The sequence below is a fragment of the Pseudomonas sp. SH10-3B genome, from assembly GCF_019891415.1.
Classification (GTDB): Bacteria; Pseudomonadota; Gammaproteobacteria; order Pseudomonadales; family Pseudomonadaceae; genus Aquipseudomonas.
On the sequence record NZ_JAFLXD010000079.1, the window covers coordinates 1 to 13,558 of the forward strand.

The 13,558-nt window shown below is 62.9% G+C and carries 16 protein-coding genes; 8 read left to right on the top strand and 8 right to left on the bottom strand.

Translation table 11 applies throughout. The features are described from left to right. Positions 1-516: 516 nt before the first annotated feature. Entirely contained in the window at positions 517-1,296 is a 780-nt protein-coding gene (locus J1G35_RS29555) for a TSUP family transporter (RefSeq protein ID WP_053135318.1), read from the top strand. On the opposite strand, the gene nudC (J1G35_RS29550) is transcribed toward J1G35_RS29555, so the two are convergent. Both nudC (J1G35_RS29550) and J1G35_RS29545 read right to left on the bottom strand, forming a co-directional pair. Then, a complete protein-coding gene (nudC, locus tag J1G35_RS29550; protein WP_223016750.1) occupies positions 1,264-2,097 on the bottom strand; it encodes an NAD(+) diphosphatase in 834 nt (277 codons plus the stop codon). The genes J1G35_RS29555 and nudC (J1G35_RS29550) overlap by 33 nt on opposite strands. 5 nt (positions 2,098-2,102) lie before the next feature. After that, positions 2,103-2,915 carry a crotonase/enoyl-CoA hydratase family protein gene (locus tag J1G35_RS29545; RefSeq protein WP_223016751.1) on the bottom strand — a complete coding sequence of 271 codons (813 nt, stop codon included), beginning with the start codon at positions 2,913-2,915 and terminating at the stop codon, positions 2,103-2,105. Positions 2,916-3,100: 185 nt separating this feature from the next. On the opposite strand from J1G35_RS29545, the gene J1G35_RS29540 reads away from it, so the two are divergent. From J1G35_RS29540 to J1G35_RS29530, 3 genes are all read left to right on the top strand, one after another. Further along, positions 3,101-3,655 (top strand): UPF0149 family protein, encoded by a 555-nt coding sequence (locus J1G35_RS29540; protein ID WP_223016752.1) that lies wholly within the window; start codon positions 3,101-3,103, stop codon positions 3,653-3,655. Between the two features lie 90 nt (positions 3,656-3,745). After that, entirely contained in the window at positions 3,746-5,002 is a 1,257-nt protein-coding gene (gene aroA / locus J1G35_RS29535; protein WP_223016753.1) for a 3-phosphoshikimate 1-carboxyvinyltransferase, read from the top strand. 32 nt (positions 5,003-5,034) lie between these two features. Continuing rightward, positions 5,035-5,424, top strand: a complete 390-nt coding sequence (locus J1G35_RS29530; RefSeq protein WP_223016754.1) for a hypothetical protein — start codon at positions 5,035-5,037, stop codon at positions 5,422-5,424. A gap of 1 nt (position 5,425) precedes the next feature. Here J1G35_RS29530 and J1G35_RS29525 read toward each other — a convergent pair whose 3' ends face one another. Further along, positions 5,426-6,025, bottom strand: a complete 600-nt coding sequence (locus J1G35_RS29525; protein WP_223016755.1) for an NAD(P)H-dependent oxidoreductase — start codon at positions 6,023-6,025, stop codon at positions 5,426-5,428. 72 nt (positions 6,026-6,097) lie between these two features. Between J1G35_RS29525 and J1G35_RS29520 the strand changes: the two genes are divergently transcribed. Next, positions 6,098-6,691, top strand: a complete 594-nt coding sequence (locus tag J1G35_RS29520) for a TetR/AcrR family transcriptional regulator (protein WP_223016756.1) — start codon at positions 6,098-6,100, stop codon at positions 6,689-6,691. A gap of 176 nt (positions 6,692-6,867) precedes the next feature. On the opposite strand, the gene J1G35_RS29515 is transcribed toward J1G35_RS29520, so the two are convergent. Next, positions 6,868-7,461 (bottom strand): TetR/AcrR family transcriptional regulator, encoded by a 594-nt coding sequence (locus J1G35_RS29515; RefSeq protein WP_223016756.1) that lies wholly within the window; start codon positions 7,459-7,461, stop codon positions 6,868-6,870. A gap of 72 nt (positions 7,462-7,533) precedes the next feature. On the opposite strand from J1G35_RS29515, the gene J1G35_RS29510 reads away from it, so the two are divergent. After that, complete coding sequence (locus tag J1G35_RS29510; RefSeq protein WP_223016755.1) at positions 7,534-8,133, top strand: NAD(P)H-dependent oxidoreductase; 600 nt, start codon at positions 7,534-7,536, stop codon at positions 8,131-8,133. Position 8,134: 1 nt separating this feature from the next. Here the strand turns inward: J1G35_RS29510 and J1G35_RS29505 are convergent, their stop codons facing one another. From J1G35_RS29505 to J1G35_RS29495, 3 genes are all read right to left on the bottom strand, one after another. Continuing rightward, the gene (locus J1G35_RS29505) at positions 8,135-8,524 is read right to left on the bottom strand and encodes a hypothetical protein (protein WP_223016754.1); all 390 of its coding nucleotides are present in this window, start codon (positions 8,522-8,524) and stop codon (positions 8,135-8,137) included. Positions 8,525-8,556: 32 nt separating this feature from the next. Next, positions 8,557-9,813, bottom strand: coding sequence for a 3-phosphoshikimate 1-carboxyvinyltransferase (aroA, locus tag J1G35_RS29500; protein ID WP_223016753.1), 1,257 nt, complete (start codon positions 9,811-9,813; stop codon positions 8,557-8,559). Positions 9,814-9,903: 90 nt separating this feature from the next. After that, entirely contained in the window at positions 9,904-10,458 is a 555-nt protein-coding gene (locus J1G35_RS29495; RefSeq protein ID WP_223016752.1) for a UPF0149 family protein, read from the bottom strand. A gap of 185 nt (positions 10,459-10,643) precedes the next feature. On the opposite strand from J1G35_RS29495, the gene J1G35_RS29490 reads away from it, so the two are divergent. Next, entirely contained in the window at positions 10,644-11,456 is an 813-nt protein-coding gene (locus tag J1G35_RS29490) for a crotonase/enoyl-CoA hydratase family protein (protein ID WP_223016751.1), read from the top strand. 5 nt (positions 11,457-11,461) lie between these two features. Beyond that, positions 11,462-12,295, top strand: coding sequence for an NAD(+) diphosphatase (nudC, locus tag J1G35_RS29485; RefSeq protein ID WP_223016750.1), 834 nt, complete (start codon positions 11,462-11,464; stop codon positions 12,293-12,295). Here the strand turns inward: nudC (J1G35_RS29485) and J1G35_RS29480 are convergent. Continuing rightward, entirely contained in the window at positions 12,263-13,042 is a 780-nt protein-coding gene (locus tag J1G35_RS29480; protein ID WP_053135318.1) for a TSUP family transporter, read from the bottom strand. The genes nudC (J1G35_RS29485) and J1G35_RS29480 overlap by 33 nt on opposite strands. Positions 13,043-13,558 lie beyond the last annotated feature (516 nt).

Consider the following 13,558-nt stretch of genomic DNA (forward strand, 5'->3'; position numbering starts at 1 on the left):
ATCAAAAGATTGCTGACTTCGTCAGCGGTTAAGGAAGTAGAAGCCACACCGCGTACGCTTCAAAGATCAGGTCGGCTTTAAGGCCGCCTCGCTTTGTTTTTGATCTGGAATCGCCCCGTCAAACACGCTGGCCGAACGCAGGCTTTGGAGCGTGGGTAACCCGGCAGGACGCCGGGTTAGCCGCGCTGGGCCAAGGATGGCCCATCGCGGCGGCCCACGCTCCAAAGCCTGCGTTCGGGCACACCGAGCCTAGGCGAGGTGCCGAGTGTTGGGGCGAAGCGTTTTTGGTTACTTTTGGCGCTCTTCCAAAAGTGACCCGCCGTAAGGGCGGAACCAATAGCCGCCGTGACCGCAGCAACGGATATGTACTCGGTCAAATCCAACGACATGGTCGGCCCGAAGGCCGCCACGGAAACAAGCCCCCTCCCACATTTGGTTCTGCATACAACAGGCAGGTAAGATGGCAGCCCTTCGCACAGCGCTTTGCTGCGCACTGCCAACCATAAGCCCTGCCCAATGCCTTTCGAACTCAGCGTAGACCTCACCACCCTCGCCATCCTCGCCGTCGTGGCCTTTATCGCCGGCTTTATCGACGCCATCGCCGGTGGCGGTGGCCTGCTCACCACCCCGGCGCTGCTCACCGCCGGGATGCCGCCCCATTTGGTACTGGGCACCAACAAGCTCAGTTCCACCTTCGGCTCGGCCACGGCCAGCTTCACCTTCTATCGCCGCAAGCTGTTTCACCCGCGCCAGTGGGTGCATGCGATCGTAGGCACCTTGATCGGTGCGTTGGCCGGTGCGGTGGTTGCCCACTACCTGCCCGCCGAAACCCTGAACAAAATGCTCCCGGTGATCGTATTCGGTTGCGGCGTGTATTTGCTGTTCGGTGGCACGCCCAAGGCGCCGCTGGACGCCGACGCGCCGATCAAGAAGAAATGGCAAGGCGCCCAGGGTTTCGGCCTGGGCTTCTACGACGGCGTGGCCGGCCCCGGTACCGGTGCGTTCTGGACCGTGAGCACCATGCTGTTGCACCCCATCGACCTGGTGAAGGCCAGCGGCGTGGCGCGCAGCATGAACTTCGTCAGCAACGCGGCGGCGTTGTCGGTGTTTATCTTCAACGGCTCGGTGGATTGGATCGTCGGCCTGGCGATGGGCGTGTCGGTGATGTGTGGCGCGTTCTTTGGCGCCCGCAGCGCGATCAGCGGCGGCGCCAAGTTCATTCGTCCGGTGTTTATCACCGTGGTCCTCGGCCTGACGGTGCGCCTAGCCTGGCAGCACTGGTTCAGCGTGGCCTAAGCGACGGGCTACATAGAGGTCGATCAGGTAACGCGCAATCGAGCGTGACGCCGGCAACGGCGGCAGGTCGTGGATGCTGAACCACTGCGCATCTTCGATCTCGTCGGCCTGGGGCACGATGTCGCCACCGGCGTACTCGGCATGGAAGCCCAGCATCATCGAATGGGGGAACGGCCAGCACTGGCTGCCCATGTACTGGATGTTCCTGACCTCCACCTGCACTTCTTCGCGCACCTCGCGGATCAGGCAGTCTTCGGCTGACTCACCCGGCTCGGCAAAGCCCGCCAAGGTGCTGTAGACCCCGGTGACAAAACGCGGCGAGCGCGCCAGCAGGATCTCGTCGCCACGGGTCACCAGCACGATCATGCTCGGCGAAATCCGTGGGTAGCTGCGCAGGTCGCAGGCCTGGCAATACATTGCCCGCTCCCGTGGCACCTGGACCATGGCCTGGCCGCAACTGCCGCAGAACCGATGCTCGCGTGCCCAGGTGCCGATCTGCGCGGCGTAGCCCAGCACTTTGTACAGGATGTGATCACCTTGCAGCATGAAGCCGCGCAGGCCCTGCCAACTGCATCCTTGCACTTCGCCCGCCGAGTCGAGTTCCAGCAGGTACACCGGCTCACCGTCGAGGTGGCCGATGCCGTGTTCGGCAAACACCGAAAGGTCCTGGCGCTTGAGCCATTCCCGAGGGAACAGCGGGCCATTGGCGTCATGCAAAAAGCCGTCGCGGCTGCGGGCGACAGCCCAGCCGCCGGGGGCGTCGTTGTCCAGCAGCGTTGTGGTAATCCAGCCTGGGGTCATGTCAGTCAATCCACGAATTCGGGTTTCTGCTTACTCATATGGGCCGCAATGGCCACGCGCAGGTCGTTGGATTGCAACATAGCCGAGTTCCAGGTGGCAACGTATTCCAGACCGTCATTGACCGTATGGTCACGCATGTAGCTGATCATAGCTTTGGTGCCGGTGACCGCAATCGGCGACTTGGCGGCGATTTCATGGGCGATCTCGAACACGCCGGCCAACAGGCTTTCCTGATCGGCATACACACGATTGACCAGGCCGATGCTGCGCGCTTCCTCGGCACCGAACTGGCGGCCGGTGTAGGCCAGCTCACGCAGCATGCCGTCGCCGATGATGCGTGGCAGGCGTTGCAGGGTGCCGACGTCAGCAGCCATGCCGATATCGATTTCCTTGATCGAGAATTGCGCGTCTTCAGCGGCGTAGCGCATGTCGCAGGCGCTGATCAGGTCGATGGCGCCACCGATGCAGTAACCCTGGATCGCCGCCAGTACCGGCTTGCGGCAGGTGTCGACGGCATTGAACGAGGCTTGTAGCTCGAGGATCTTGCGGCGCAGCAGGCGTGCATTGCGGCCCACATCCTTGCCGAGATCGTTGGCCACCGAGGCCAGCATCATCAGGTCGATGCCAGAGGAAAAATGCTTGCCGGCGCCGCTGAGGACCACGGCACGCACGGCATCGGTGTCTTCGATCCACTGGAAGATATCGATGATCTCGGTCCAGAACGCGGCGTTCATCGCGTTGATCTTTTCCGGGCGGTTGATCTGCACATGGGCAACGTTGCCGCTGAGTTCGACGACGAAAGCTTGGTATTCGGACATGGCAGTGATCCCTGACTGGCGAGTGATAAGGCCCGAACTATAACAAGGGTGCGCCACGGCGCATCGGCCAAAAGCGGGACTGGCAACGGGGATTGAAAAGACGCTGGATAAAAGCCCCGGCACACGCCATCCTTCGCGCTTTAAGCCGCCCCATCAGCGGCGTTCGACGTTTAAAGGATATGCCCATGCACGCCCAACCCCTCGCCCCCGCCGATTTCGAACTCATCGAAGAAACCCTGTTGAAGTACGGCGACGACCATTCGGTGCTGAACCTGGCCGAACTCGACGGCTACTTCACCGCATTGGTGTCCAGCCCCGCTCAGGTGGATATTGCAGAGTGGTTCCCTGCGATCTGGGGTGGGCAGAACCCGGAGTGGGAAAGCGCCGAGGAGGCCAAGCAGTTCCTGGACCTGTGCGTGCGTCATATCAACCTGCTGGCCGGACAACTGGCGACTGACGCCGAGGGCTTCAAGGCGCGCTTCGATGAAACCGAACACCAGGGCCAGGACGTGACCCTCGCCGAAGAGTGGTGCTTTGGCTATATCCGTGGCGCGGCGATCGGCAACTGGCCGGAATTGCCGGCCGAACAAGCCGCACAGCTGGAGAAAATCTCCTGGTGCGCCGAACAGGACAACTTCGAGTTGCCGGCCGACCTCGATGTGCCGGCCCATCAACAACGCGTCAGCGCAATCGAACCGGCGGCGCGGGCCCTGCATGATTACTGGCTGGCCTTGCGCTAAGCCTCGACAAGCACCGCACCTTTGGCCGATTATTCGGGTCCGCCCGTCGGCCACTCCGTACCACCTTGCCTTGATCAGGAGCCTTGCACCTTGAGTTCGCAGAAAACCGTGACCGTTACACCGCCCAACTTCCCCCTGAACGGCAAGGTCGCGCCCCCCGGCTCCAAATCCATTACCAACCGTGCCTTGCTGCTGGCGGCCCTGGCCAAAGGCACCAGCCGCCTGAGCGGAGCCTTGAAGAGCGATGACACCCGGCATATGTCGGTGGCTCTGCGCCAGATGGGCGTGACCATCGATGAGCCGGACGACACCACCTTCGTCGTCACCGGCCAAGGCAAGCTGCAATTGCCTGCGCAGCCGTTGTTCCTCGGCAATGCCGGCACCGCGATGCGCTTTCTCACCGCCGCCGTCGCCACGGTTGAAGGCACCGTGGTGCTGGACGGCGACGACTATATGCAAAAACGCCCGATCGGCCCGCTGCTGGCCACCCTCGGCCAGAACGGTATCCGGGTCGACAGCCCGACCGGTTGCCCACCGGTGACGGTGCACGGCGTGGGCAAGGTCCAGGCCAAGCGCTTCGAGATCGACGGTGGCTTGTCCAGCCAGTATGTCTCGGCCCTGTTGATGCTCGCCGCCTGCGGCGCAGCGCCGATTGAAGTGGCGCTGACCGGCAAGGATATCGGTGCCCGTGGCTATGTGGACCTGACCCTGGACTGCATGCGGGCCTTCGGCGCCCAGGTCGATGTGGTCGACGACACCACCTGGCGCGTGGCCCCTACCGGCTACACCGCCCATGACTACCTGATCGAACCCGACGCTTCCGCCGCCACCTACTTGTGGGCGGCTGAAGTGCTGACCGGTGGCCGCATCGACATCGGCGTGGCCGCGCAGGATTTCACCCAGCCGGACGCCAAGGCCCAGGCTGTGATTGCACAGTTCCCGAATATGCCGGCCACGGTGGTCGGCTCGCAGATGCAGGACGCGATCCCGACCCTGGCGGTGCTGGCCGCCTTCAACAACACCCCGGTGCGCTTTACTGAACTGGCCAACCTGCGGGTCAAGGAATGTGATCGCGTACAGGCACTGCATGACGGCCTCAATGAGATCCGTCCGGGCCTCGCCACCATTGAAGGCGACGACTTGCTGGTCGCGGCCGACCCTGCGCTGGCCGGCACCTCGTGCAAGGCACTGATCGATACCCACGCCGACCACCGCATCGCCATGTGCTTTGCGCTGGCGGGGTTGAAAGTCGCAGGGATCCGCATTCAGGACCCGGACTGCGTGGCCAAGACCTATCCTGGGTACTGGAAGGCCCTGGGCAGCCTTGGGGTCGCGCTGAGCTACTGACTCACCGGCGTCGGAATGGGGAGGTAAGGATCATGACAATTCGCCAACCCTGCCCACCCGGCGCCTGTGTCTGCGAGCGTGAACAACTGCTGGAAGCCCCCGGCGCCGACCTGCGTATCCTCAGCCTGACCCGCCAGGAAGAAAAACGCCTGATCGAGCGCCTTGAAAACCTGCAAAGCCTGCAAGACCTGGAGCGCATGCAACAGCGGATGTTTGAGCTATTGGGCATCCGCCTGCATGTCGCACCGGGGCACACCGAGGTCAAGAGCATGCGCGGTATCCAGATTGTCATCGACGAACTGCCAGGCATGTGCCGCAAGACCCGGCAATCAATCCCGGCGGCGATTCGCCGGGGCCTGGAGAAAAACCCGGAAATTGCCTACCGCCTGCTGGATGCCCACGACCTGTTTCGCGACGGTTGAATCAGCCGGCAACCGTCTCGGCCTCGAACAGTCTCTGCCCCACCGCCTTCGCCGTTTTCAAATGCGCTGCGACCGCGCCGCCTTCAGAGTCCAGCAACAGCTCGGACGTCACCACCTTCGCCCCGCAGTAATCGAAGATGCCGTAGTCGATCTGGGTGCGCATCGCCTTGGCATAGCCATGGCGCTCAAATGCGCTGTCATCCGCACCGCCGAGGGCCAGCAAGTGCACCTGCATGTGCCGCAGTTTTTTCACCACCGGCGTGTCCGGGCCGTAATCGATCGCCCAGCCGTTGACGAACACGCGGTCGACCCAGCCCTTGAGCAGACCTGGCAGCGACCACCAGTAGATCGGGAACGCCAGCACCAGAGCATCGGCGCGGTCCAGTCGCGCCTGCTCGGCCAGTACGTCGGCCGGTGGTGTAGCGTGGCTGCGGTGTACGCGATGGTCGGCGGCGGTGTAGCGCGGGTCGAAACCTTCGGCGGCGAGGTCGGCGATTTCGTAGGTATGGCCCGCAGCAGTCAGCCCGGCAGCCACCTGCGCGGCCACGGCGTGGGTGAGGGATTGTGGGTCGTGATGGGCGACGACGATGAGTGCGTGCATGACTTTGACTCCCTTTCGGTTTAAGCTACTTTTAGTAAGTTAACGCCGATAAGTTACTTTTGGTATATAAGCATGTCAAGCCCTGAATCCCCTGCCCCACGCCGTCGCCTGTCCCGAGAAGATCGCCTGCGCCAATTATTGGATATCGCCTGGCAACTGGTGCGCGAGGAAGGCACCGAAGCCCTGACCCTCGGCCGCCTGGCGGAACTGGCAGGCGTCACCAAACCGGTGGTCTACGACCATTTCGTCACCCGCGCCGGGTTGCTCGCCGCGCTGTACGAAGACTTCGACGGGCGGCAAAACCAGGTGTTTGCCGAGGCCCTCGACGCCAGCGGCGCGACCTTGGCAGAGCGCGCAGGGGTGATTGCCTCGTGCTATGTCGATTGCGTGTTATTGCAGGGGCGGGAAATTCCGGGGGTGATTGCGGCACTGAGCAGCTCCCCGGAGCTGGAAGCGCTCAAGCGCAAATACGAGGCGATTTTTCTCGACAAATGCCGCGCCGCGCTGGCGCCCTTTGGCCAGGTTTCACAGCCAGGATTACGCGCGATGTTGGGGGCGGCGGAAGCGTTGTCCGATGCTGCGGCGAGTGGCGAGATCAGCCGGGAAGAGGCGCAAGATGAGTTGCTCGCGACCATCCTGGCGATGGTTAACCGCGCACGGCGCTGAAGACTGAAGACTGAAGAAGCTTCTGTGGCAGACGGGCTTCTGTGGCGAGCGGGCTTGCCCCGCGTTGGAGTGCGCAGCGCTCCCGTTTTTTTGGGGCCGCTACGCAGCCCAACGCGGGGCAAGCCCGCTCGCCACAGAAGCCCGTCTGCCACAGAAGCTTCTTCAGTCTTCAGTCTTCAGCGCCGTGCGCGGTTAACCATCGCCAGGATGGTCGCGAGCAACTCATCTTGCGCCTCTTCCCGGCTGATCTCGCCACTCGCCGCAGCATCGGACAACGCTTCCGCCGCCCCCAACATCGCGCGTAATCCTGGCTGTGAAACCTGGCCAAAGGGCGCCAGCGCGGCGCGGCATTTGTCGAGAAAAATCGCCTCGTATTTGCGCTTGAGCGCTTCCAGCTCCGGGGAGCTGCTCAGTGCCGCAATCACCCCCGGAATTTCCCGCCCCTGCAATAACACGCAATCGACATAGCACGAGGCAATCACCCCTGCGCGCTCTGCCAAGGTCGCGCCGCTGGCGTCGAGGGCCTCGGCAAACACCTGGTTTTGCCGCCCGTCGAAGTCTTCGTACAGCGCGGCGAGCAACCCGGCGCGGGTGACGAAATGGTCGTAGACCACCGGTTTGGTGACGCCTGCCAGTTCCGCCAGGCGGCCGAGGGTCAGGGCTTCGGTGCCTTCCTCGCGCACCAGTTGCCAGGCGATATCCAATAATTGGCGCAGGCGATCTTCTCGGGACAGGCGACGGCGTGGGGCAGGGGATTCAGGGCTTGACATGCTTATATACCAAAAGTAACTTATCGGCGTTAACTTACTAAAAGTAGCTTAAACCGAAAGGGAGTCAAAGTCATGCACGCACTCATCGTCGTCGCCCATCACGACCCACAATCCCTCACCCACGCCGTGGCCGCGCAGGTGGCTGCCGGGCTGACTGCTGCGGGCCATACCTACGAAATCGCCGACCTCGCCGCCGAAGGTTTCGACCCGCGCTACACCGCCGCCGACCATCGCGTACACCGCAGCCACGCTACACCACCGGCCGACGTACTGGCCGAGCAGGCGCGACTGGACCGCGCCGATGCTCTGGTGCTGGCGTTCCCGATCTACTGGTGGTCGCTGCCAGGTCTGCTCAAGGGCTGGGTCGACCGCGTGTTCGTCAACGGCTGGGCGATCGATTACGGCCCGGACACGCCGGTGGTGAAAAAACTGCGGCACATGCAGGTGCACTTGCTGGCCCTCGGCGGTGCGGATGACAGCGCATTTGAGCGCCATGGCTATGCCAAGGCGATGCGCACCCAGATCGACTACGGCATCTTCGATTACTGCGGGGCGAAGGTGGTGACGTCCGAGCTGTTGCTGGACTCTGAAGGCGGCGCGGTCGCAGCGCATTTGAAAACGGCGAAGGCGGTGGGGCAGAGACTGTTCGAGGCCGAGACGGTTGCCGGCTGATTCAACCGTCGCGAAACAGGTCGTGGGCATCCAGCAGGCGGTAGGCAATTTCCGGGTTTTTCTCCAGGCCCCGGCGAATCGCCGCCGGGATTGATTGCCGGGTCTTGCGGCACATGCCTGGCAGTTCGTCGATGACAATCTGGATACCGCGCATGCTCTTGACCTCGGTGTGCCCCGGTGCGACATGCAGGCGGATGCCCAATAGCTCAAACATCCGCTGTTGCATGCGCTCCAGGTCTTGCAGGCTTTGCAGGTTTTCAAGGCGCTCGATCAGGCGTTTTTCTTCCTGGCGGGTCAGGCTGAGGATACGCAGGTCGGCGCCGGGGGCTTCCAGCAGTTGTTCACGCTCGCAGACACAGGCGCCGGGTGGGCAGGGTTGGCGAATTGTCATGATCCTTACCTCCCCATTCCGACGCCGGTGAGTCAGTAGCTCAGCGCGACCCCAAGGCTGCCCAGGGCCTTCCAGTACCCAGGATAGGTCTTGGCCACGCAGTCCGGGTCCTGAATGCGGATCCCTGCGACTTTCAACCCCGCCAGCGCAAAGCACATGGCGATGCGGTGGTCGGCGTGGGTATCGATCAGTGCCTTGCACGAGGTGCCGGCCAGCGCAGGGTCGGCCGCGACCAGCAAGTCGTCGCCTTCAATGGTGGCGAGGCCCGGACGGATCTCATTGAGGCCGTCATGCAGTGCCTGTACGCGATCACATTCCTTGACCCGCAGGTTGGCCAGTTCAGTAAAGCGCACCGGGGTGTTGTTGAAGGCGGCCAGCACCGCCAGGGTCGGGATCGCGTCCTGCATCTGCGAGCCGACCACCGTGGCCGGCATATTCGGGAACTGTGCAATCACAGCCTGGGCCTTGGCGTCCGGCTGGGTGAAATCCTGCGCGGCCACGCCGATGTCGATGCGGCCACCGGTCAGCACTTCAGCCGCCCACAAGTAGGTGGCGGCGGAAGCGTCGGGTTCGATCAGGTAGTCATGGGCGGTGTAGCCGGTAGGGGCCACGCGCCAGGTGGTGTCGTCGACCACATCGACCTGGGCGCCGAAGGCCCGCATGCAGTCCAGGGTCAGGTCCACATAGCCACGGGCACCGATATCCTTGCCGGTCAGCGCCACTTCAATCGGCGCTGCGCCGCAGGCGGCGAGCATCAACAGGGCCGAGACATACTGGCTGGACAAGCCACCGTCGATCTCGAAGCGCTTGGCCTGGACCTTGCCCACGCCGTGCACCGTCACCGGTGGGCAACCGGTCGGGCTGTCGACCCGGATACCGTTCTGGCCGAGGGTGGCCAGCAGCGGGCCGATCGGGCGTTTTTGCATATAGTCGTCGCCGTCCAGCACCACGGTGCCTTCAACCGTGGCGACGGCGGCGGTGAGAAAGCGCATCGCGGTGCCGGCATTGCCGAGGAACAACGGCTGCGCAGGCAATTGCAGCTTGCCTTGGCCGGTGACGACGAAGGTGGTGTCGTCCGGCTCATCGATGGTCACGCCCATCTGGCGCAGAGCCACCGACATATGCCGGGTGTCATCGCTCTTCAAGGCTCCGCTCAGGCGGCTGGTGCCTTTGGCCAGGGCCGCCAGCAGCAAGGCACGGTTGGTAATGGATTTGGAGCCGGGGGGCGCGACCTTGCCGTTCAGGGGGAAGTTGGGCGGTGTAACGGTCACGGTTTTCTGCGAACTCAAGGTGCAAGGCTCCTGATCAAGGCAAGGTGGTACGGAGTGGCCGACGGGCGGACCCGAATAATCGGCCAAAGGTGCGGTGCTTGTCGAGGCTTAGCGCAAGGCCAGCCAGTAATCATGCAGGGCCCGCGCCGCCGGTTCGATTGCGCTGACGCGTTGTTGATGGGCCGGCACATCGAGGTCGGCCGGCAACTCGAAGTTGTCCTGTTCGGCGCACCAGGAGATTTTCTCCAGCTGTGCGGCTTGTTCGGCCGGCAATTCCGGCCAGTTGCCGATCGCCGCGCCACGGATATAGCCAAAGCACCACTCTTCGGCGAGGGTCACGTCCTGGCCCTGGTGTTCGGTTTCATCGAAGCGCGCCTTGAAGCCCTCGGCGTCAGTCGCCAGTTGTCCGGCCAGCAGGTTGATATGACGCACGCACAGGTCCAGGAACTGCTTGGCCTCCTCGGCGCTTTCCCACTCCGGGTTCTGCCCACCCCAGATCGCAGGGAACCACTCTGCAATATCCACCTGAGCGGGGCTGGACACCAATGCGGTGAAGTAGCCGTCGAGTTCGGCCAGGTTCAGCACCGAATGGTCGTCGCCGTACTTCAACAGGGTTTCTTCGATGAGTTCGAAATCGGCGGGGGCGAGGGGTTGGGCGTGCATGGGCATATCCTTTAAACGTCGAACGCCGCTGATGGGGCGGCTTAAAGCGCGAAGGATGGCGTGTGCCGGGGCTTTTATCCAGCGTCTTTTCAATCCCCGTTGCCAGTCCCGCTTTTGGCCGATGCGCCGTGGCGCACCCTTGTTATAGTTCGGGCCTTATCACTCGCCAGTCAGGGATCACTGCCATGTCCGAATACCAAGCTTTCGTCGTCGAACTCAGCGGCAACGTTGCCCATGTGCAGATCAACCGCCCGGAAAAGATCAACGCGATGAACGCCGCGTTCTGGACCGAGATCATCGATATCTTCCAGTGGATCGAAGACACCGATGCCGTGCGTGCCGTGGTCCTCAGCGGCGCCGGCAAGCATTTTTCCTCTGGCATCGACCTGATGATGCTGGCCTCGGTGGCCAACGATCTCGGCAAGGATGTGGGCCGCAATGCACGCCTGCTGCGCCGCAAGATCCTCGAGCTACAAGCCTCGTTCAATGCCGTCGACACCTGCCGCAAGCCGGTACTGGCGGCGATCCAGGGTTACTGCATCGGTGGCGCCATCGACCTGATCAGCGCCTGCGACATGCGCTACGCCGCTGAAGACGCGCAATTCTCGATCAAGGAAATCGATATCGGCATGGCTGCTGACGTCGGCACCCTGCAACGCCTGCCACGCATCATCGGCGACGGCATGCTGCGTGAGCTGGCCTACACCGGCCGCCAGTTCGGTGCCGAGGAAGCGCGCAGCATCGGCCTGGTCAATCGTGTGTATGCCGATCAGGAAAGCCTGTTGGCCGGCGTGTTCGAGATCGCCCATGAAATCGCCGCCAAGTCGCCGATTGCGGTCACCGGCACCAAAGCTATGATCAGCTACATGCGTGACCATACGGTCAATGACGGTCTGGAATACGTTGCCACCTGGAACTCGGCTATGTTGCAATCCAACGACCTGCGCGTGGCCATTGCGGCCCATATGAGTAAGCAGAAACCCGAATTCGTGGATTGACTGACATGACCCCAGGCTGGATTACCACAACGCTGCTGGACAACGACGCCCCCGGCGGCTGGGCTGTCGCCCGCAGCCGCGACGGCTTTTTGCATGACGCCAATGGCCCGCTGTTCCCTCGGGAATGGCTCAAGCGCCAGGACCTTTCGGTGTTTGCCGAACACGGCATCGGCCACCTCGACGGTGAGCCGGTGTACCTGCTGGAACTCGACTCGGCGGGCGAAGTGCAAGGATGCAGTTGGCAGGGCCTGCGCGGCTTCATGCTGCAAGGTGATCACATCCTGTACAAAGTGCTGGGCTACGCCGCGCAGATCGGCACCTGGGCACGCGAGCATCGGTTCTGCGGCAGTTGCGGCCAGGCCATGGTCCAGGTGCCACGGGAGCGGGCAATGTATTGCCAGGCCTGCGACCTGCGCAGCTACCCACGGATTTCGCCGAGCATGATCGTGCTGGTGACCCGTGGCGACGAGATCCTGCTGGCGCGCTCGCCGCGTTTTGTCACCGGGGTCTACAGCACCTTGGCGGGCTTTGCCGAGCCGGGTGAGTCAGCCGAAGACTGCCTGATCCGCGAGGTGCGCGAAGAAGTGCAGGTGGAGGTCAGGAACATCCAGTACATGGGCAGCCAGTGCTGGCCGTTCCCCCATTCGATGATGCTGGGCTTCCATGCCGAGTACGCCGGTGGCGACATCGTGCCCCAGGCCGACGAGATCGAAGATGCGCAGTGGTTCAGCATCCACGACCTGCCGCCGTTGCCGGCGTCACGCTCGATTGCGCGTTACCTGATCGACCTCTATGTAGCCCGTCGCTTAGGCCACGCTGAACCAGTGCTGCCAGGCTAGGCGCACCGTCAGGCCGAGGACCACGGTGATAAACACCGGACGAATGAACTTGGCGCCGCCGCTGATCGCGCTGCGGGCGCCAAAGAACGCGCCACACATCACCGACACGCCCATCGCCAGGCCGACGATCCAATCCACCGAGCCGTTGAAGATAAACACCGACAACGCCGCCGCGTTGCTGACGAAGTTCATGCTGCGCGCCACGCCGCTGGCCTTCACCAGGTCGATGGGGTGCAACAGCATGGTGCTCACGGTCCAGAACGCACCGGTACCGGGGCCGGCCACGCCGTCGTAGAAGCCCAGGCCGAAACCCTGGGCGCCTTGCCATTTCTTCTTGATCGGCGCGTCGGCGTCCAGCGGCGCCTTGGGCGTGCCACCGAACAGCAAATACACGCCGCAACCGAATACGATCACCGGGAGCATTTTGTTCAGGGTTTCGGCGGGCAGGTAGTGGGCAACCACCGCACCGGCCAACGCACCGATCAAGGTGCCTACGATCGCATGCACCCACTGGCGCGGGTGAAACAGCTTGCGGCGATAGAAGGTGAAGCTGGCCGTGGCCGAGCCGAAGGTGGAACTGAGCTTGTTGGTGCCCAGTACCAAATGGGGCGGCATCCCGGCGGTGAGCAGCGCCGGGGTGGTGAGCAGGCCACCGCCACCGGCGATGGCGTCGATAAAGCCGGCGATAAAGGCCACGACGGCGAGGATGGCGAGGGTGGTGAGGTCTACGCTGAGTTCGAAAGGCATTGGGCAGGGCTTATGGTTGGCAGTGCGCAGCAAAGCGCTGTGCGAAGGGCTGCCATCTTACCTGCCTGTTGTATGCAGAACCAAATGTGGGAGGGGGCTTGTTTCCGTGGCGGCCTTCGGGCCGACCATGTCGTTGGATTTGACCGAGTACATATCCGTTGCTGCGGTCACGGCGGCTATTGGTTCCGCCCTTACGGCGGGTCACTTTTGGAAGAGCGCCAAAAGTAACCAAAAACGCTTCGCCCCAACACTCGGCACCTCGCCTAGGCTCGGTGTGCCCGAACGCAGGCTTTGGAGCGTGGGCCGCCGCGATGGGCCATCCTTGGCCCAGCGCGGCTAACCCGGCGTCCTGCCGGGTTACCCACGCTCCAAAGCCTGCGTTCGGCCAGCGTGTTTGACGGGGCGATTCCAGATCAAAAACAAAGCGAGGCGGCCTTAAAGCCGACCTGATCTTTGAAGCGTACGCGGTGTGGCTTCTACTTCCTTAACCGCTGACGAAGTCAGCAATCTTTTGAT

Coding starts and splice junctions, on each gene's coding strand:
- J1G35_RS29520 (WP_223016756.1), top strand. CDS start 6,098: ATGTCAAGCCCTGAATCCCCTGCCCCACGCCGTCGCCTGTCCCGAGAA.
- J1G35_RS29510 (WP_223016755.1), top strand. CDS start 7,534: ATGCACGCACTCATCGTCGTCGCCCATCACGACCCACAATCCCTCACC.
- J1G35_RS29525 (WP_223016755.1), bottom strand. CDS start 6,025: ATGCACGCACTCATCGTCGTCGCCCATCACGACCCACAATCCCTCACC.
- J1G35_RS29555 (WP_053135318.1), top strand. CDS start 517: ATGCCTTTCGAACTCAGCGTAGACCTCACCACCCTCGCCATCCTCGCC.
- J1G35_RS29495 (WP_223016752.1), bottom strand. CDS start 10,458: ATGCACGCCCAACCCCTCGCCCCCGCCGATTTCGAACTCATCGAAGAA.
- J1G35_RS29545 (WP_223016751.1), bottom strand. CDS start 2,915: ATGTCCGAATACCAAGCTTTCGTCGTCGAACTCAGCGGCAACGTTGCC.
- J1G35_RS29480 (WP_053135318.1), bottom strand. CDS start 13,042: ATGCCTTTCGAACTCAGCGTAGACCTCACCACCCTCGCCATCCTCGCC.
- J1G35_RS29505 (WP_223016754.1), bottom strand. CDS start 8,524: ATGACAATTCGCCAACCCTGCCCACCCGGCGCCTGTGTCTGCGAGCGT.
- nudC (WP_223016750.1), top strand. CDS start 11,462: ATGACCCCAGGCTGGATTACCACAACGCTGCTGGACAACGACGCCCCC.
- J1G35_RS29490 (WP_223016751.1), top strand. CDS start 10,644: ATGTCCGAATACCAAGCTTTCGTCGTCGAACTCAGCGGCAACGTTGCC.
- nudC (WP_223016750.1), bottom strand. CDS start 2,097: ATGACCCCAGGCTGGATTACCACAACGCTGCTGGACAACGACGCCCCC.
- J1G35_RS29515 (WP_223016756.1), bottom strand. CDS start 7,461: ATGTCAAGCCCTGAATCCCCTGCCCCACGCCGTCGCCTGTCCCGAGAA.
- J1G35_RS29540 (WP_223016752.1), top strand. CDS start 3,101: ATGCACGCCCAACCCCTCGCCCCCGCCGATTTCGAACTCATCGAAGAA.
- J1G35_RS29530 (WP_223016754.1), top strand. CDS start 5,035: ATGACAATTCGCCAACCCTGCCCACCCGGCGCCTGTGTCTGCGAGCGT.